Consider the following 16,664-nt stretch of genomic DNA (forward strand, 5'->3'; position numbering starts at 1 on the left):
GGCTTACGCACGCCCGTCGGCAACCGGCCCGTAGGTTCCCTCGATCCACCGCGCATCCGTGAGGTACCGCCGGTCGTGTCCTTCGGCGACATGCCGCTGTACGGCCGTGTGGCCCGCCGCCGCCTCGGCGTGCATCCACTCCACCAGCCCTCGCAGCCGTGCCCCCGCAGCGGACGGAAGCGCCGCCCGCTCCTCCGCCGACAGACCGTACGCGTCGGCGAAGAGGCCCAGCCGGCGCCTGCCTTCGGGGACCGGCAGCGAGGGTTCGGCCGCGTCCGGGGCGTACAGCGGCACGAAACGGTAGGCGGTGTACGCCACGTCCCACAGCCGCGGGGCGGGGTGGGCGGTGTCGAAGTCGATGAAGGCCACCGGGAGTTGATCGCGGAAGACGGTGTTGTAGGTGGCCGCGTCGCCGTGGCAGACGACCTCCCCGGGTGCGCGTGGCGCGAACTGCCATACGTCGTCGGGCTGTTGCACGAAGCTCGCCGAGGCGTCGTGGAAGTCCCGCAGCAGTCGTGCGACGGCGATCAGTGAGGCGTCACTGCGCACCTGGGGAGAGTCGAAGTCGTGCCCGACCTCTCCGGGCAGGAACTCGACGATCTCTTCCTGGCCGTCTTCACTGAGCCCGTACGGCCGCGGCGCCCCGGTGAACCCGGCCGCCGCGAGGTGCGCCAGGAACCGCTGCACGGTCCCACTCCATGGAGACGCGGGGCGTCTGACGCGGTCCCCTTCACGGACGACCTGGTTGATTCCGCCGGCCAGCACTTCGCGATCTTCCATCAGGGCAGCGTAGGCAGCTCGACGGGAGGACCGCAGCCGGTTTTTCGCAGCCGTCGGTATCGTGCGGCCGTCAGGCGCCGTCCTGCCGGAGAACGGCCATCACGTCCCCGACCGCTACGGTCTGCTCGCCATCCGGCCTGCTGACAGTGACCGGCTTGCCGAGTTCGCTGAACCGCATCGAGAAGGACCGGCCGCCCTGGACCTGGTACTCGGCCAGCCGCAGCTTCGCCTCGCCCCGCTCCGGCACGTAGACCCGGACGGTCACCGGGCCGACGGTCCTGGACAGCGGGCGCAGCCGTTCCCCGCCGCGCACGGTCACGGGGCCGGAGGTCACGTCGCCGGCGCCCGTCGCGGCGCCCGCGAGCAGCCGGCCCGTGCCGCACACCGGAGCGATGCCCTCCGACGCGGGCACGTCGCCGGGCAGTGCCGTGACCATGTACGTGCCGCGGAGCAGCTTGGCCGCGGCCCACTGCGCGTCCTCCGCCGGATCCGCGACGGGGTCGAGCGTGGGGACCTCCGTGTCCCCGGCGAGTCTGCTCACGGCCGCGGGCAGCGCGCTGTCGGTCCAGCGCGTCCACACCTGCTTCCCGAGCAGGAGGCTCTCGGCGTCTCCCACGCTCCCCTTGCAGGCGCCGCGGCCGTCGAGACGGGCGTCGAAACCGGTCCGCGCCCCGTCGGCGTCACGGAACTCCCCCACCATCCTGAACGACTTCGCCTGGTGCAGCGGCCGGAGGGCCTCCTCGAAAGCCCGTGCCTCACTACCGCGTCCGTCGGCCGTGCACGACGTCACCGAGACGGTCGCCAACAGCGCTGTCGCGCACACCACGCCACCACGTGTCACGCGCATGCCCATCTCCTCGCCCCCACCACCCGCGTCCTGCCGACTCTCCTGCCGCACTGGACACTTGACCCCGGGGTCCGCAGACCGACAAGTGGGTTCTCGGCCGGAGTGCTCGTCGCCACCAGCGCCGTCGTCGGCAGCGCTGGTGGAGGACTTGGCAGGGCTGCCTGAACGCGTGGGAAGCACGGGTCGCTGAGCCGGTTCCGAGGCTCGGGTTCCCGTAGGGGTGGTCGGGCGGCGCGTCGGCCGCTCGGCCAGTCCGGAACGCCGTATCAGGGAAGCCGCCAGTCCACCGGCTCCACACCCTGTCCGACGAGCAGGTCGTTCGCGCGGCTGAACGGGCGCGAGCCGAAGAAGCCCCGGTCGGCCGACATCGGGGACGGATGCGCGGACTCGATCGCCGGCAGATCCCCCAGCAGGGGGCGCAGATTGCGCGCGTCGCGGCCCCACAGGATCGACACGAGCGGCTTGCCCCGCGCCGCGAGGGCCCGTATCGCCTGCTCGGTGACCTCCTCCCAGCCCTGCCCGCGGTGCGCGCCCGGCTTGCGCGGAGCCGTGGTCAACGCCCTGTTGAGCAGCAGCACGCCCTGCCGGGTCCAGGGCGTCAGGTCGCCGTTCGACGGCCTGGGCAGCCCGAGGTCGGAGTGCATCTCCCGGAAGATGTTCTCCAGGCTCCCCGGCAGCGAGCGCACCTCCGGCGCCACCGCGAAGCTCAGCCCGATGGCCATACCCGGCGTGGGATAGGGGTCCTGACCCACGATCAGGACGCGCACGTCGTCGAAGGGCTGCTGGAAGGCCCGCAGCACATTCGGTCCGGCGGGCAGGTAGGTCCGGCCGGCCGCTATCTCGGCCCGCAGGAAGTCCCCCATCGCGGCGATGCGTTCGGCGACGGGTTCCAGGGCCTTCGCCCAGCCCGCTTCAACAAGTTCATGCAAAGGTCGTGGTGCCACAACGCGTCACCCTACTGGCCCCCACTGACACCCCGCGTACGCAGGGAAGTCCGCCGCACGGGCCGCTACTCTTCCTCCACTCACACGGCCCGACGGCCGGGAAGGAGACGTTCGTGGCGGAAGGGTTCCTGGCCGTCGACTCCGGTGGTTCCGGACTGCGGGTGGTCCTGGGCGTCCCGGGCCAGGGGACCGGCCGGGGGATCACGGGCCCGCGGGAGTCCAGGCTGCCCGTGCGGACGGGTCCGGGCGGGATCGACCCGGGACATCTGATGGAACAACTCGTGCCCATGGTCCGGTCCCTGCTGCCCGAGTCGGGAGTGAGCGCGCTGGGCACGGCCGTCGTCGGGGCGGCCGGGCTCGCGACCCTGGGTGACGCCCTGCGGGCCGAACTGCCCGCCGCGCTGGCCCGGGAGTTCGGGGTACGGACCGTCGCGCTCGTCGCGGACGCGGTGACCGCCTACACCGGCGCCCTGGGCCCGCGCCCGGGTGCGGTGCTCGCCGCCGGCACCGGACTGATCGCGATCGGGACCGATCTCAAGTCCTGGCGGCGCGCGGACGGTTGGGGCCATCTGCTGGGCGACTGCGGTGGCGGGGCGTGGATCGGGCGGGCCGGACTGGAGGCCGCGCTGCGCGCCCACGACGGGCGGCCCGGCGGCTCGACGGCCCTGCTGGCCCTGGCCGAGGAGGCGTTCGGGCCGGTGCGGGAGCTGCCCGGCCAGCTCTATCCACGGTCCGACCGGCCCGCCGTGCTCGCCTCCTTCGCGCCCCGAGTGGCCGCCTGCGCCGACCGCGACCCGGTCGCCGCCGGCATCCTCCGCGAGGCGGCCCGGCACATGGCCGAGTCGGCGGCTGCGGTCTGCCCGGCGGAGGGCGAGCCGCGTGTCTGCCTCACCGGTGGCTTGTTCCGCACGGGTGCCGCCCTCGTCGTACCGCTGGAGGAAGAGCTGAGGCGACTGCTGCCGCACGCTCGACAGGTCCCCGCGGCGGGCGGGCCGTTGGAGGGATCGGTACAGATCGCCACAGAACTGGCGGGGAGTTCGTTCACCCTGCCGAGTGACGAGTCGATGTTGTACGTGGTGACCCCAAAGAGGGGCTGAAGCGGACGTAACTCATCAGACAAATCCGGACGGATACCGCTCACCTGCACCCTCCCCGAACAGGGAAGCCCAGGAAGCCAGTAACATGCGTCGCCATGAGCTCCCCCACTGGGCCCGCGTCCGGCCTGCCAGTACGAATGCCGCGACCTCGCCAGCCCGGGCGGCACCGCCGACCCGAGCCCCTGGCGGCTCCCGAGGGCGCGCCCGCGCTCGTCCTCGCGGTCCCGGGCACGCCCGGTGCCGCCACGCGCAGCCTCGCCGAGGAGGTCGTGAGCATCGCGCGTTCCGAGCTGCCCGGCCTCGACGCCCGCATCGGGTACCTCGACGGGGACGACTCGGAGTTCCCCACGCTCCAGGCCGTCCTGGTCCATGCCGCCGAGGAGCGCACGGCGCGTTACGCGCAGGCCAAGGCGGCCGGGATGGACGTCAAGGAGCCCGAGGGCCCCGTCGCCGTCGTCGTGCCGCTGCTCGCCGGCCCGGACAACGCGCTGCTGCGCCGGATCCGCCAGGCCGTGATGGACAGCCGGATCGCGGCCGACCTCACCGATGTGCTGGGCCCGCACCCGCTGCTCGCCGAGGCGCTGCACGTGCGGCTCTCGGAGGCCGGGCTGGCTCGCGCCGACCGCGCCCGGCTGTTCACCGTGGCGACGGCCGCGGACGGCATCGTCCTGGCCGCCGTGGGCGGCGAGGAGGCCGTGCAGGCGGCCGGGATCACCGGCATGCTGCTCGCCGCGCGGCTCGCGGTGCCGGTGATGGCGGCGGCGCTCGACCAGGAGGGCTCGATCGCGTCCATCGCCGACCAGCTGCGGTCCTCCGGTTCCCAGCAGCTGGCGCTGGCGCCGTACCTGATAGGGCCGGAGATCGACCCCTCCGTGATCGAGGAGGCGGCCAAGGAGGCCGGCTGCTCCGCCGCCGATCCGCTCGGCCCCTATCCGGCGATCGGCAAGCTCGCCCTCGCCAAGTACACGACCGCGCTGGGCATCGCGCCGCAGCAGGCGCAGGGCGCGCCGGTGCGCTGACCGCGCCTCATACGCCCCCTGTGCCGAAAGGGACCACTCCAGTTGTCGGAGGGGTCCCTTCGGCATGTGCGGCGGGGGTCTCGCCCCGGGGCAGGCGAACAGGTTGGTGCAGACGAACAGGCCCATGCAGGCGAACACGCCCGTGCGGGCGAACCGGCCCCGCACGGCGCGCGGTCTCAGTCGAAGACCACGCAGGACGCGGCCGGTACCTCGATCGAGCCCTCGTAGCGCGGAAGGCCGGTCTCGGGGTCCACGGCGAACCAGGTCACCTCGCCGGAGCGCTCGTTCGCGACGTACAGGAATCCGCCGGACTCGGCGAGCGCCCGAGGCCATTCGCCGCCGCAGAACACCGTGCCGACCAGCCGCAGTTCGTCGCCCTCGACGGCGAACGTGGACAGGACGTCCTCGCCGCGGGTGGCCGTCCACACGAACCGGCCGTCGGGGGAGGCGACGACGCCCGACGGGTAGGCGTTCCCCGCCGGGGGTCCGGCCAGTACCCGGATCTCGCTGAGAGGCCTCAGGAGTCCCTCCTCGGCGTCCCACCGGCAGACGGTCATGGTCGGCGTCAGCTCGTTGAGGACGTACGCGCGGGTGCCGTCGGGGTGGAAGGCGAGATGGCGGGGGCCCGAGCCGGGGCGCAGCGCGATCTCGCGGTGGACGTCGAGCGCGCCGTCCGTCAGCGTGCACACCCGCACCGAGTCGGTGCCGAGGTCGACGGTGACGATCCAGCGGCCGCTGGGGTCGGGCTGCACCTGATGGGCGTGCGGGCCCTGCTGGCGGGGCGTGTGCGGGCCCGAGCCGGTGTGCCGGAGCACGCCGGAAGGGGCGGCCGTGAGGGCTCCGTCGGCGCGCAGGGGCACGGAGGTCACGCTGCCGGAGCCGTAGTTGGCGGTCAGGACGTGTCCGGCGTGCACGGCGAGATGAGTGGGCCCGTTCCCGTCCACCGGCACCGGCGGGCCGGCCGGCTCGGGACGGTCGCCGGTCACCCGGTACGCGGCCACCGCGCCCTCGGCCGTCTCGCTGACCGCGTACAGCAGGCCGCCGTCGGCCGACAGGGCCAGATACGACGGATCGGGTACGCCGTTCAGGGCGCCCAGCGCCTTCAGCGCCCCGGTCTCCGGGGACACGGTCGCCGTCACGATGCCGGGACCTCCGGCCGCCGTGAACGACCCGATCCAGGCCCGTCGCCGCCCGCCGCCTTCTGCCACCGTGGTCCCCTCTCGGTCCTGTGCCGTTCGGGGCGACGGTAGCAGTCGATCACGACCGGTCTAGACCAACGCCGGTCAAATTCACGGGGTCGCCACGGGGGCGGTGGAGCGAAGTGCGGCATTACGGGACGGAAGGGACCCAGGTGATGGACGTGGCGGGAAGATCGGATCCGGGCAGCCCCAGGGGGGCCACGCGACCGGTCAGGCTCCGACCAGTGGTGATCCGGACGGCGTCCGCAGCGGTGTCGCCAGTTCCGCGAGCGCCCGCTCCAGGCCGTGCAGATGGGCCAGCGCGGGCTCCTCGGCGAGGGGGCGGTCCGTCACCGGGAGGTCCCCGCCGCCGGTGAGGGCCTCCACCGCGGTCTCCACCCGCCAGCACGCCGCGGCCAGCCGGGCGTCGTGCGAGGCCTCCGGGTCGGCGGCGACGGCGACCAGGCCGCGGATCTCCCGGGCGCAGTCGTCGAGGAGCGCGAGGACCCGCCGGGCGCGTCGCTTGCGGGCCGACATGGGGTTCAGGGGGTGGACCAGCGGGGCCACGGAGAGGCGGACCCTGCCGAGCAGCTGCTCCAGTTCGGTCACCCGGCCGGCCGGGTCGGCGTCCGGCACCCCGGCCAGCCGGGCCGCCGCCTCGGCCGTGCAGGCGTGCACGCAGCGCAGGGCGCGCTGGATCCAGGCGTCGGTGACGGCGTGGGTGGTGATCGGCAGCACGAACAGCACCGCGAGGACGGCGCCGACCGCGCCCACGCCGGTCTCCGCGAGGCGCAGGGCCAGCAGACCGGGCTCGAGGACGCCGAGGAGGCCGTAGAGGAGCTCGGCGAGCAGGGTGACCCAGAGCATCATCCAGGTGTACGAGACGGCGGCCGTGTAGAAGACGCCGAAGACGCAGACGGCGACGAGTACGGCCGTCGGGGCCGGGGCCCCGTGCAGCGGTACGGCGACGAGCAGGCCGAGTCCGATGCCGATCACCGTGCCGAGCACCCGGCGGAACCCGCGCACCAGGGTCTCGCCGCGTGAGGTGGTGTTCACGAAGATCCACCAGGTGGCGCCGACGGCCCAGTACCAGCGTTGTCCCGAGATCAGCTGGCCGACGACCAGGGCGAAGCCCGCGCCGGCCGTGGCCTGGACCGCCTGGCGGGTGGTCGCGCGGGCGAGGCCGGTACCGGCGGGTGGGGCGGGCACGGGCGCCGGGGGCAGCCGCCGCTCGTAGCACCACAGTCCGAAGCGGACCGCGGCGGCGGTGAGGAGGGACAGCAGGACGGCGGCGTACAGCTCGGGCAGTTGGCCGGCGCCGGCGTGCAGAAACTGCGCCACGAAGAAGGTCATGAACGCGAAGACGCCGAGGCTGTGCCCGCGCGGGCCCCAGCGCCGCGCGTACACGCCCGCCCCGACCACGGCGAGGAAGGTGAGGTCGCGGGCGACGGGGTGGTCGTGGAGCGCGGCCGCCGCGGTGAGGACGGGCAGGCCGACGAGGGGCAGCAGCGCGGTGGTGACGGCCTGGCCCCGCACGGTGGCGTCCGTGACGGTGAACAGGGCCAGCAGCGCGGCGAGACCGCCGGTGACGGCTCCGGCGAGGGAGTGACCCGCGAGGCCGCAGACGACGACCGCGAGCCCGATGCCGAGCACCGCCCGCGCGGCGAAGCGCAGTCGGACCCGGCCCGGGTCCGGAGCCGTGAACACCCTCTTCAGCACGTACCGCCCCCTGAATCCTTCTCGACACCGGCATGGAAAAGGCGCCGCGGAGGTCCGCAGCGCCATCGACGGGCACATTGCAGCATCCTCGCCACTACCGGCTCAAGTGAGGGCGAATACGCTGGGCCATTGGTACAGGAAAAGCGGTCCTAGGGTGTCCATCGGCGGGCCATCGGACCAAGTGCGCGGAGGAGGTCGTACGGCATGGCCGTGGACGAGCTCGACACCCGGATCCTGAGGCTGCTGCTGGAGCAGTCGCGGACGAGTGTGCGGGAGTACGCCCGGATTCTCGGGGTCGCTCGCGGGACCCTCCAGGCGCGCCTGGACCGGTTGGAGCGGGACGGGGTGATCACCGGCACGGGGCCCTCGCTGTCGGCCGCCGCGCTGGGGCATCCGGTGCTGGCGTTCGTGCACATCGAGGTGACGCAGGGGCGGCTCGACGATGTGGGGGACGCGCTGGCGGCCGTGCCGGAGATCGTGGAGGCGTTCTCGATCGCGGGCGGCGGGGATCTGCTGACGCGGGTCGTGGCGCGGGACAACGCGCATCTGGAGGACGTGATCCAGACGGTGATCAGCCTGCCGGGCGTGGTGCGGACCCGTACCGAGGTGGCGCTGCGGGAGCGGGTCGCGTACCGGCTGCTGCCGCTGGTGGAGTCGGTCGGGCGCGCTGCCCGGAGTTGATCTTTGACATCCTGGGGCGATGAGCAGGCTCAGCGGCACAGCGGTCATCTTCGATCTCGACGGAACACTCGTGGACAGCGAGCCGAACTACTACGAAGCGGGTCGGCAGGTCCTCGCCGAGCACGGGGTCCCGGATTTCAGCTGGGCCGACCACGAGCGGTACGTCGGGATCAGCACGCAGGAGACGGTGGCGCGGTGGAAGGCGCGGTACGGGCTGCGGGCCTCGGTGCCGGAACTGCTCGCCGCGAAGAACCGGCGCTATCTGGAGCTGGCTCGTGGCGGCACGCGCGTGTACCCCGAGATGCGGAAGTTCGTGGAGCTGCTGGCCGGGGAGGGGGTGCCGATGTCGGTGGCCTCGGGGTCCTCGCCGGAGGCCATCGAGGCGATCCTGGCCGGGACGGGGCTGGACGTGCATCTCCGGACGACCGTCTCGGCCGACGAGGTGGCCCACGGCAAGCCCGCGCCGGACGTCTTCCTGGAGGCGGCCCGCCGGCTGGGCGCCGCCCCGGCCGACTGCGTGGTCCTGGAGGACGCGGCCCCTGGTGCCGCCGCCGCGCACGCAGCCGGGATGCGCTGCATCGCCATCCCCTACGTCGCCGCCCAGGCGGACGCCCCGGAGTTCACCCGCGCCGCTCTGCTCCTGCGGGGAGGCCAGGAGGAGTTCACGGCACGGGCGGCTTTCGAGTGGCTGGGGCGGGCGGCGGACCGAGGGCCCGGGTGATCGACGTCCGCCGACCGGCCGCGCGCCACCCGGGCTCACGCCCGACGGCCGTACGACACAGGCGCTCTCGCCGACCGGTCGGGCAGCACGCCGGGCTCACCGGGCCGAGTCGGGGCCCCGCCCGCCCGTCGCCGAGGGCCGGGGACCGGTCCGTCCCGCGGGCGCGGCCGCGCCGTGGTCAGCGCGGCCTGGCATGTCGCCCTGAGTCCGGCCCCCGGCGCGTGGACCGCCTCCGCCCTACGGCCGTGCCCCGTGCGAAGGCCTCGGTGCGGGCTGGATGTTCTGGTTGAGGCGGAACACGTTGTCCGGGTCGCGGTCGGCCTTGGTGCGGGCGAGGCGGTCGTAGTTGCCGCGGTAGCTGGCGCGGACCCGCTCCTGGCCCTCGTCCATCATCATGTTGACGTAGGCGCCGCCCGCCGAGAACGGGTGCAGGGCGTCGAAGTAGTCGACGGTCCACCGCTTGATCAGCTCGGCGTTGGCCGGGTCCGGGTCGACTCCGGCGTAGACGGAGGCCCAGTTGGCGTGGCGGTAGGCCCACGGGGTCTCGTCCTGGCCCACGTCGTGGGCGGCGCCGTCGATCGGGTAGAGGTGCATGGTCGACTGGACGGTCGGCACCTCGGCGCCGAACTTGGCGTGCAGCTGGACCGCGTCGTCCGGGACGCTCTCGACGAAGTCGGCCCGCCAGTACCACTGGTGGCCCGGCGGGTAGAGCCCGTCGAACAGGGACTGGAGGTCGGGGTGCTGCATGGGCATGGGGGCGTGCAGCAGCGGTGTGGGCAGGGCGTCGAGCAGCGGGGCCATCGCACGTGCGGCGGCCTCGGTGTCGTCGCCGGTGAAGCACCAGACCACGCCGGCCGTCTTGCGGAGCTGGATCTCCTCGGGGAACGGAGGGGCCGGCGGGACGGTGCCGTGCAGGAAGAAGCCGTTCAGCTCGCGGGGCGCTCCGAGGATGAACTCGCGGTAGGCGGAGAGGACCGCGGCGCTGTCCTCGACCGCCCAGAAGGTCGGTCCGGCGATCACCGTACTGATCTCGTGCAGCCGGAAGACGAACGACGTGACGACGCCGAAGTTGCCGCCGCCGCCCCGGATCGCCCAGAACAGGTCGCTGTTCTCGTCGGCGCTCGCGCGCACCTGGTTGCCGTCGGCGAGGACGACGTCGGCCTCCAGCAGGTTGTCGATGGTCAGCCCGCACCTGCGGGTGAGGTGGCCGAGCCCGCCGCCGGTGGCGATGCCGCCGACGCCGGTCGTGGAGACGATGCCGCTGGGCGTGGCCAGGCCGTGCGCGTTGGTGGCGCGGTCCACCTCGCCCCACACGCAGCCGCCGCCGACCCGCACGGTGCGGGCCTGCGGGTCGACCTGGATGTCCTTGAGGGGGGACAGGTCGGCGACCACTCCCCCGTCGACGGTGCCGAGCCCGGCGCCGTGGTGGCCGCCGCCGCGCACGGCGAGCGACAGGCCGTGGGCGCGGGCGAAGCCGATCGTGCGGGCCACCGCGTCCGCGTCGGCGCAGCGCGCGACGAGGGCGGGGCGCCGGTCGATCATCGCGTTGTAGACGGTCCGGGCCTCCTCGTACCCGGTGTCGTCGGGTCCGATCAGCTCTCCGGTGAAGTCGGTCAGCTCCCGGCGTGCGGCCTGGGCGGGTGTGCTGGACATGAAGTCCCCCGTTTCCGAATCGGGTCGATTCGCCCGTTCTACTCGCGTCGCACGGAAGCGGACATCCGTGACCGTCACCCAGCTCGGCGTCCCGGTATACCTACGTTTGCGAGCCGTCGGCCAGCAGTCCCAGCTCCGCGGCGCGTACGGCGGCCCGACGCCGGCTGGGCGCGCCGAGTTTGTCGAGCACGGCCCGCACGTGGTTGTCGACGGTCCGGACGGACACGACGAGCCGGGCGGCGATCTCCGCGTTGGTCAGCCCTTCGGCGAGCAAGCGTATGACCTGGAGCTGGCGCTCGGTGAGCCCCGCGGGGTTCTCACGGGTCGCGGCGAGGGGGCCGCGGGGGATGCGGCGCACACCGAGCCGCCGCAGCTCGACGCGGAGCAGCCGGGCCGCCGGTTCGGCGCCCAGCGCGTCGAAGGCGGCGAGGGCGGTCAGTTTGTCGGCGGGGTCCGGGCTCTCGGCGAGCGCGGCGGCGTGTTCGTAGGGGCATCCCACGGCCTCCCAGACCGCGGCGGCCCGGCGCCACTGCCCGCGGGCCTGCAACGCGTACGGGTGGTCGGAGTCGTCCGGCGGTGGAGGGTGGCCCGCCTTGGTGAGCCAGTAGCCGAGTTCGGCGCGGTAGGGGGCGCCGGGCAGCCGGCTCGCCTGGGCGTGGACGGGTGCGGCCGCCTCGATCACCGCCCGCATGTCGCCGCGCAGCCAGGCCGCTTCCGCCCGCGCCACCGCCACCGGCCCGGTGCGCTGCAGTTCCTTCGTCCCTACGGCGATCTCCCAGGCCTCGTCGAGGAGTTCGTCGGCGCCGGGCCGACCGCAGCGGGTGCGGACCCGGGCGAGCACGGTCAGGGCGGGGCAGCGGGCCGGGATGAAGTCGTGCATGCCGTACTCGGCCTGCTTCTCGGCGTCGCCCCAGTCCGCGGCGGCGAGTCTGCGCATGGCGAGCTCGACGTGGAGGTAGTTGAGGAAGCCCAAGTGCTCGGCGCGGTCGGCGAGTTCCATCGCCGGGGGCAGGAAGGTGTCGGCCTCGTCGTACTGGAGGTTGTCGAGCAGTGTCCAGATGATGTTGGCGTAGGAGCGGCAGGCGTGCTCGACCTCGCCGGCGGCGAGCGCGACGTCGAGGCTCTCCTCCAACTGCGCCCGCCCGCCGGGGTCTCCGGAGCACCAGCGGGCGGTGCCGACGTTGTTGAGGGCGTGCGCGAGGATCGCCGGGTCGCCGGCCTTGCGGGCCAGGGTGATGGCGCGCTCGCCGTGCTCGACGGCTTCGGCGTAGCGCTCGGAGAGCATGCGCAGTTGGGCGGTGTTGCTGGCGGCGAGCGCCAACAGCCGGTCGTCGCCGGCGTGTTCAAGGACCGCGACCGCCTCCCGGGCGGCCTCCTGGGCCTGGTCGGCGTTGCCGGCCCACCAGTGGATGCGGGACAGCCAGCGCAGGTCGGCACCGAGGGCGAGGCTGTCACCGAGGGCCCTGCGCAGGGCGACGGCTTCCCGCTGGGCGGCGACGGCGGCGGCCGAGTCGGCGATGGTGTAGGTCTCCACGGCGTAGCGTTCGAGCAGGTCGGCGAGTTCGGAGGGCGAGTAGCGGCCGCGTCCGCGCAGCACGAGTTGCAGGTGGGCGGCGGCCTCGCGGTGGGCGCCTGCCGAGGAGGCTTCGCGTGCCGCGTCGGGGCCGTAGCGGGCGATGGCGTCCTGGTCGCCGGCCTGGGCGGCATGGTGGACGATCCGCGCGGCGTCGGAGCCGGGGCGGGCGACGAGGGCCGCGAGGACGGCCCGGTTGAGCTCGATACGGCGGGCGGCGGGGAGGGAGTCGGCGACGGCCCGGCGGATCAACTCGTGCCGGAACGAGACCCGTTCGGGGGTGACAGCGAGCAGCCCGCGCTGCTCGGCGGCGGCGAGGACGGCGACTCCGCCGGGGAGCGGGCCGTGCGGTCCGACCGCCGTCGGGACGACGCCAGGAGGGAGGGGGCCGTGCGGTCCGGCCGCCGTCGGGACGACGCCAGGAGGGAGCGGGCCGTGCGGTCCGACCGCCGTCGGGACGGGTACGCCAGGAGGGAGGGGGCGGCGCTGTTCGACTCCGACCGGGACGGACATGCCCCGAGGGAGCGGGCCGCGCTGTCCGACCGCGGCCGCGACGGACACTCCGGCCTCCCGGGGGGCTTGGGGGTCGGCTGCGGGCTCGCGGGAGCCGTCTTGTCGAGCGGCGGCCTGGCGAGACGCGCCTTGTCGAGCCGTGGACTCGCGGGGATCAGCCTGTCGCGAGGCGGCCTCGCGAGAGGCGCCTTGTTGAGCCGTGGACTCGCGGGGACCATCCTGTCGCGCGGCGGCCTCGCGAGACGCGCCTTGTCGAGCCGTGGACTCGCGGGGACCACCTTGTTGCGTGGTGGCCTCGCTCGGATCGCCTTCTTGTGTGGCGGCCTCGCGCGGACCACCTTGCCGAACCGCGGCCTCGCGCGGACCACCATCTCCAACCGCGGCCTCGTGGACCGGCGCCGAGCCACCCAGCGGCGCCTCCCTCAGCGACGGGTCACCGAGCGGCTGGCCCCCCAGCGGCGGGTCACCGAAGTGCGGGTCCCCCAACAGCGCGTCGACCAGCGGGCGTTCGACCGCCGACGGGACCACGGCCAGTTGCTCCAGCGCGTCCACGGTGGCCGCGGGCAACCCCCGCAACCGGGCGAGCACCGCGTCGACGACGGTCGGAGGCACCCTCCCGGTGCCGCCGGCGGCGAGGATCTCGGCGACGAAGAAGGGGTTGCCGCCCGTGACCGCGTACACCTGGGCGGGATCGACGCGGCCCGCGCTGAGGGTGCGTACGGCATCCAGGGACAGCCGGGCCAGCGGCAGCCGGTGCACACGCGGCGCCCGGGAGACCTGGCCCAGCAGGTGCCGTAGAGGATGCTCACGGCTCAGCTCGTCGTCCCGGTAGGTCAGCACCAGCAGGGCGGGCAGCCGCTCCATGCGCCGGACCAGGAAGCGCAGGGCGTCCAGGGAGGCCTCGTCGGCCCAGTGGACGTCCTCGACGACGAGGACCGCTCCGCGCAGTTCCTCGAGCAGCGCCTCGTGGACGCGGTGGCGGTCGCCGCCCTCCGTCACGGCGTCGGCGAGCGCGTCCCCGACGCTGCCGATGAGGTCGCGGAAAGGGCCGAGCGGACGTCGGGTGGCGAGGTCGTCGCACTCCCCCACGAGGACACGGGTGCCGTGCGGGAGGTGCTCGGGAAGGGCCTTCACCAGGCTCGACTTGCCGATGCCGGCCTCACCGAGGACGAGCACCACGGATCCGGCCCCGTCCGCCGCCTCCCGCGCGGCCGCGGCCAGTCGCGCCAGCTCGGGCTCGCGCTCGAGGATCGGCCGATCCACAGGACCGATTCTGCCATCGCGGGCAGCGGAACGGCTCCCTACGAGAAACGGTCCGCCGGGAGCGGCACCGCGGGGGCACATGGCGATCAGGGGACGTGGAGGTGCGGTGACGTCGGGGACTCCTGACCGGAACGGGCAGCCCGCGAGCGGGTTACGGCCCCACCACCTTCGCGACGAAGGCGGCGAGGTTCGTGACCGTCCGCTGGACCTTCTCCTCCAGGGTCAGCGTCTCGTGCAGGCGCGCGCCCGCGCCCGCGTCCCGCTTGCCCCGCACGTACAGCGAGCACGCGAGGTCGTCGCATATGTAGGCGCCGACCGAGTTGCCCTGCTGTCCGGCCTTGCCCGCCTTCGGGGCGACCATCAGGGAGACCCCACCGGTGTGGGTGGTCAGGCACATCGAGCACATGCTCTTCCGTGTCTGCGAGAAGCCGCGCGCACCGGCCCGCAGCTGGACGGCTTTCGGACGGCCGTCCAGCACGGTCACGAGATAGGCCCGGTCGGGCGCCTGCGGATCGCGCCAGCCGAGGTAGTCGAGGTCCTCCCACGGCCGGTCGGCCAGGTCGCGCGGGACGGACAGGCGCTTCGCCTCGCCCTTGGTGCAGTTCACGAAGGCGGTTCGGATCTCTTGCTCGGTCAGCGGTTCCATAACTTCACGCTAGTTTGCCTAAAAGCTTTAGGCAAACGCATAATCGGTGCAGGCAACCGAGAGGGCATGCATGGCACGGGTAGGACTGACGACGGAACGACTGGTCCGGGCGGGCGCTGAGCTGGCCGACGAGGTGGGCTTCGAGCACGTGACGGTCTCGGAGCTGGCCCGGCGCTTCGACGTGAAGGTCGCGAGCCTGTACTCGCACGTCAAGAACTCCCAGGACCTCAGGACCCGGATCACCCTGTTCGCCCTGGAGGAGCTCGCCGACCTCTCCGCCGACGCGGTGGCCGGGCGGGCCGGCAAGGACGCGCTGACCGCGTTCGCCGACGTCTACCGCGACTACGCCCACGCACACCCCGGCCGTGCCGAGGCCGCCCGGACCCGCCTCGACCCCGAGACGGCGGCCGCCAGCGCGGGTGTTCGACACGCCCAGATGATGCGGGCGATCCTGCGCGGCTACGACCTGTCCGAAGCCGACCAGACCGATGCCGTACGGCTGCTGGGCAGCACCTTCCACGGATACGCGAGCCTGGAGGGGGCAGGCGGGTTCAGCCACAGCTCCCCCGACTCCGAGGAGTCCTGGAGACGGATCCTGGACGCCCTCGACGCGCTGTTGCGCAACTGGCCCACCCGCTGACCGACAGGCTGAGGACATGCACGACTGGATCACCACACCCGTCACCGCCGAGCTGCTGCGCGGCGCGCTCGACGTGGAGCAGACCGAGCTCGGGGTGCTGCCGCACCGGCTGCCCGCGCGGGCCCGCGCCCAGAACACCGACGGACAGCTGGCCATGGCCGAGTCCCAGCCGGCCGGGGTGCGGCTGGTCTTCCGCACCCGGGCCACCTCGGTGGAGCTGGAGACGCTTCCGACCAAGCGGACCTACGTGGGGGCGCCGCCCCGGCCGGACGGTCTCTACGACCTGGTGGTCGACGGCGCGCCGGCCGGTCAGGGCAGTGTGCTCAGCGGCAACGTCATCACCGTCGACATGGAGGCGGGCACGTCGGAGATGCGGGCGGGGGCGCCCGGGACGGTCCGTTTCGACGGGTTGTCCGGCGAGGTCAAGGACGTGGAGATATGGCTGCCGCACAACGAGACCACCGAGCTGATCGCGCTGCGCACCGACGCGCCCGTCGAGTCGGCGCCTCCCGGTGGGCGCCGGGTGTGGCTGCACCACGGCAGCTCCATCAGTCACGGCTCCGACGCGGCGAGCCCCTCACGGACCTGGCCCGCGGTCGCCGCGACGCTGGGCGGGGTGGAGTTGGTCAACCTGGGTCTCGCGGGCAGCGCGCTGCTCGACCCGTTCACCGCGCGGGCGGTCCGGGACACTCCCGCCGACGTGATCAGCCTCAAGATCGGCATCAACATCGTCAACCATGACGTGATGCGGCTGCGGGCCTTCGGTCCGGCGGTCCACGGCTTTCTCGACACGGTCCGCGAGGGCCACCCGGACACGCCCCTGCTGGTCGTCTCGCCAATCCTGTGCCCGATCCACGAGGACACGCCGGGGCCCTGTTTTCCGGACTTCAGCGGGATCAGCGAGGGCCGGTTCAGGTTCAGGACACTGGGTGACCCGGCGGAACGCGCGAGCGGCAAGCTGACCCTCCAGGTGATCCGGGAGGAACTGGCCAGGATCGTCAAGCAGCGGGCCGCCGAGGATCCCCACCTCCACTACCTGGACGGCCGCGAGCTGTACGGAGAGTCCGACGCGGAGGACCTCCCCCTCCCGGACGACCTCCACCCCGACGCGGCGACACACCAACGCATGGGCGAACGCTTCGCCCGGCTGACCTTCGGGACGGACGGGGTGTTCGCCGACGAGTGATCCGGGGGGCGGGGGGCCTGACGTGGGCGGAGTCCATGGGGTGGTCGTACAGCGGGCACCCTCCGCAGGGGCACGCTCCCACGGCGGAGCGAGGCCGGAGGGGCATGCCCCACGGCGGCGGACCCGGCGAACAGACAGATCCCAGGGGCGGCGCATGCCCGCGCCGAGCGGAGTCCGGGGGTCTCCGGCGCCTGCACGACCCCC

The 16,664-nt window shown here is 73.5% G+C and carries 14 protein-coding genes; 6 read left to right on the plus strand and 8 right to left on the minus strand.

Annotated elements, in window-relative coordinates:
- Positions 1–3 precede the first annotated feature (3 nt).
- The 3 genes from AC2XR2_RS04980 to AC2XR2_RS04990 all read right to left on the minus strand — a co-directional run bounded on the left by AC2XR2_RS04980 (position 4) and on the right by AC2XR2_RS04990 (position 2,571).
- Positions 4–780: a phosphotransferase gene (locus tag AC2XR2_RS04980; protein ID WP_491514385.1), complete on the minus strand. Its 777-nt coding sequence runs from the start codon at positions 778–780 to the stop codon at positions 4–6.
- Between the two features lie 70 nt (positions 781–850).
- The gene (locus tag AC2XR2_RS04985; protein WP_491514386.1) at positions 851–1,627 is read right to left on the minus strand and encodes a hypothetical protein; all 777 of its coding nucleotides are present in this window, start codon (positions 1,625–1,627) and stop codon (positions 851–853) included.
- A 266-nt stretch (positions 1,628–1,893) separates the two neighbouring features.
- Positions 1,894–2,571, minus strand: a complete 678-nt coding sequence (locus tag AC2XR2_RS04990; RefSeq protein WP_491514387.1) for a uracil-DNA glycosylase — start codon at positions 2,569–2,571, stop codon at positions 1,894–1,896.
- A 113-nt stretch (positions 2,572–2,684) separates the two neighbouring features.
- On the opposite strand from AC2XR2_RS04990, the gene AC2XR2_RS04995 reads away from it, so the two are divergent.
- Both AC2XR2_RS04995 and AC2XR2_RS05000 read left to right on the plus strand, forming a co-directional pair.
- Positions 2,685–3,668: an N-acetylglucosamine kinase gene (locus AC2XR2_RS04995; protein WP_491514388.1), complete on the plus strand. Its 984-nt coding sequence runs from the start codon at positions 2,685–2,687 to the stop codon at positions 3,666–3,668.
- A gap of 95 nt (positions 3,669–3,763) precedes the next feature.
- Positions 3,764–4,687, plus strand: a complete 924-nt coding sequence (locus tag AC2XR2_RS05000) for a sirohydrochlorin chelatase (RefSeq protein WP_123759080.1) — start codon at positions 3,764–3,766, stop codon at positions 4,685–4,687.
- A gap of 176 nt (positions 4,688–4,863) precedes the next feature.
- Here AC2XR2_RS05000 and AC2XR2_RS05005 read toward each other — a convergent pair whose 3' ends face one another.
- Together AC2XR2_RS05005 and AC2XR2_RS05010 are read right to left on the minus strand one after the other, a co-directional pair.
- Positions 4,864–5,895 (minus strand): lactonase family protein, encoded by a 1,032-nt coding sequence (locus tag AC2XR2_RS05005; protein ID WP_381302186.1) that lies wholly within the window; start codon positions 5,893–5,895, stop codon positions 4,864–4,866.
- Between the two features lie 201 nt (positions 5,896–6,096).
- On the minus strand, positions 6,097–7,584 hold the full coding sequence (locus tag AC2XR2_RS05010) for an FUSC family protein (RefSeq protein ID WP_491514389.1): 1,488 nt from the start codon (positions 7,582–7,584) through the stop codon (positions 6,097–6,099).
- Positions 7,585–7,788: 204 nt separating this feature from the next.
- Between AC2XR2_RS05010 and AC2XR2_RS05015 the strand changes: the two genes are divergently transcribed.
- Complete coding sequence (locus AC2XR2_RS05015; RefSeq protein WP_381302184.1) at positions 7,789–8,265, plus strand: Lrp/AsnC family transcriptional regulator; 477 nt, start codon at positions 7,789–7,791, stop codon at positions 8,263–8,265.
- A gap of 19 nt (positions 8,266–8,284) precedes the next feature.
- Positions 8,285–8,986 carry an HAD family hydrolase gene (locus AC2XR2_RS05020; protein WP_381302183.1) on the plus strand — a complete coding sequence of 234 codons (702 nt, stop codon included), beginning with the start codon at positions 8,285–8,287 and terminating at the stop codon, positions 8,984–8,986.
- A 237-nt stretch (positions 8,987–9,223) separates the two neighbouring features.
- Here AC2XR2_RS05020 and AC2XR2_RS05025 read toward each other — a convergent pair whose 3' ends face one another.
- The 3 genes from AC2XR2_RS05025 to AC2XR2_RS05035 all read right to left on the minus strand — a co-directional run bounded on the left by AC2XR2_RS05025 (position 9,224) and on the right by AC2XR2_RS05035 (position 14,634).
- Positions 9,224–10,639, minus strand: a complete 1,416-nt coding sequence (locus tag AC2XR2_RS05025; protein WP_381302182.1) for an FAD-binding oxidoreductase — start codon at positions 10,637–10,639, stop codon at positions 9,224–9,226.
- 100 nt (positions 10,640–10,739) lie between these two features.
- Positions 10,740–13,988: a helix-turn-helix transcriptional regulator gene (locus AC2XR2_RS05030; protein WP_491514390.1), complete on the minus strand. Its 3,249-nt coding sequence runs from the start codon at positions 13,986–13,988 to the stop codon at positions 10,740–10,742.
- Positions 13,989–14,139: 151 nt separating this feature from the next.
- Positions 14,140–14,634 (minus strand): FBP domain-containing protein, encoded by a 495-nt coding sequence (locus AC2XR2_RS05035; protein ID WP_491514391.1) that lies wholly within the window; start codon positions 14,632–14,634, stop codon positions 14,140–14,142.
- A 70-nt stretch (positions 14,635–14,704) separates the two neighbouring features.
- Between AC2XR2_RS05035 and AC2XR2_RS05040 the strand changes: the two genes are divergently transcribed.
- Both AC2XR2_RS05040 and AC2XR2_RS05045 read left to right on the plus strand, forming a co-directional pair.
- On the plus strand, positions 14,705–15,274 hold the full coding sequence (locus tag AC2XR2_RS05040) for a TetR/AcrR family transcriptional regulator (RefSeq protein ID WP_381302178.1): 570 nt from the start codon (positions 14,705–14,707) through the stop codon (positions 15,272–15,274).
- A 16-nt stretch (positions 15,275–15,290) separates the two neighbouring features.
- On the plus strand, positions 15,291–16,460 hold the full coding sequence (locus AC2XR2_RS05045; protein ID WP_491514392.1) for a GDSL-type esterase/lipase family protein: 1,170 nt from the start codon (positions 15,291–15,293) through the stop codon (positions 16,458–16,460).
- Positions 16,461–16,664: the final 204 nt, after the last annotated feature.

Source organism: Streptomyces sp. LS-MS-L19 (genome assembly GCF_058382285.1).

What these genes read in the sequence shown, in the direction of transcription:
- AC2XR2_RS04980 (WP_491514385.1), bottom strand. Translation starts at nt 780, where the DNA reads ATGGAAGATCGCGAAGTGCTGGCCGGCGGAATCAACCAGGTCGTCCGT.
- AC2XR2_RS05000 (WP_123759080.1), top strand. Translation starts at nt 3,764, where the DNA reads ATGAGCTCCCCCACTGGGCCCGCGTCCGGCCTGCCAGTACGAATGCCG.
- AC2XR2_RS05040 (WP_381302178.1), top strand. Translation starts at nt 14,705, where the DNA reads ATGGCACGGGTAGGACTGACGACGGAACGACTGGTCCGGGCGGGCGCT.
- AC2XR2_RS05015 (WP_381302184.1), top strand. Translation starts at nt 7,789, where the DNA reads ATGGCCGTGGACGAGCTCGACACCCGGATCCTGAGGCTGCTGCTGGAG.
- AC2XR2_RS05020 (WP_381302183.1), top strand. Translation starts at nt 8,285, where the DNA reads ATGAGCAGGCTCAGCGGCACAGCGGTCATCTTCGATCTCGACGGAACA.
- AC2XR2_RS05035 (WP_491514391.1), bottom strand. Translation starts at nt 14,634, where the DNA reads ATGGAACCGCTGACCGAGCAAGAGATCCGAACCGCCTTCGTGAACTGC.
- AC2XR2_RS04985 (WP_491514386.1), bottom strand. Translation starts at nt 1,627, where the DNA reads ATGCGCGTGACACGTGGTGGCGTGGTGTGCGCGACAGCGCTGTTGGCG.
- AC2XR2_RS05025 (WP_381302182.1), bottom strand. Translation starts at nt 10,639, where the DNA reads ATGTCCAGCACACCCGCCCAGGCCGCACGCCGGGAGCTGACCGACTTC.
- AC2XR2_RS05045 (WP_491514392.1), top strand. Translation starts at nt 15,291, where the DNA reads ATGCACGACTGGATCACCACACCCGTCACCGCCGAGCTGCTGCGCGGC.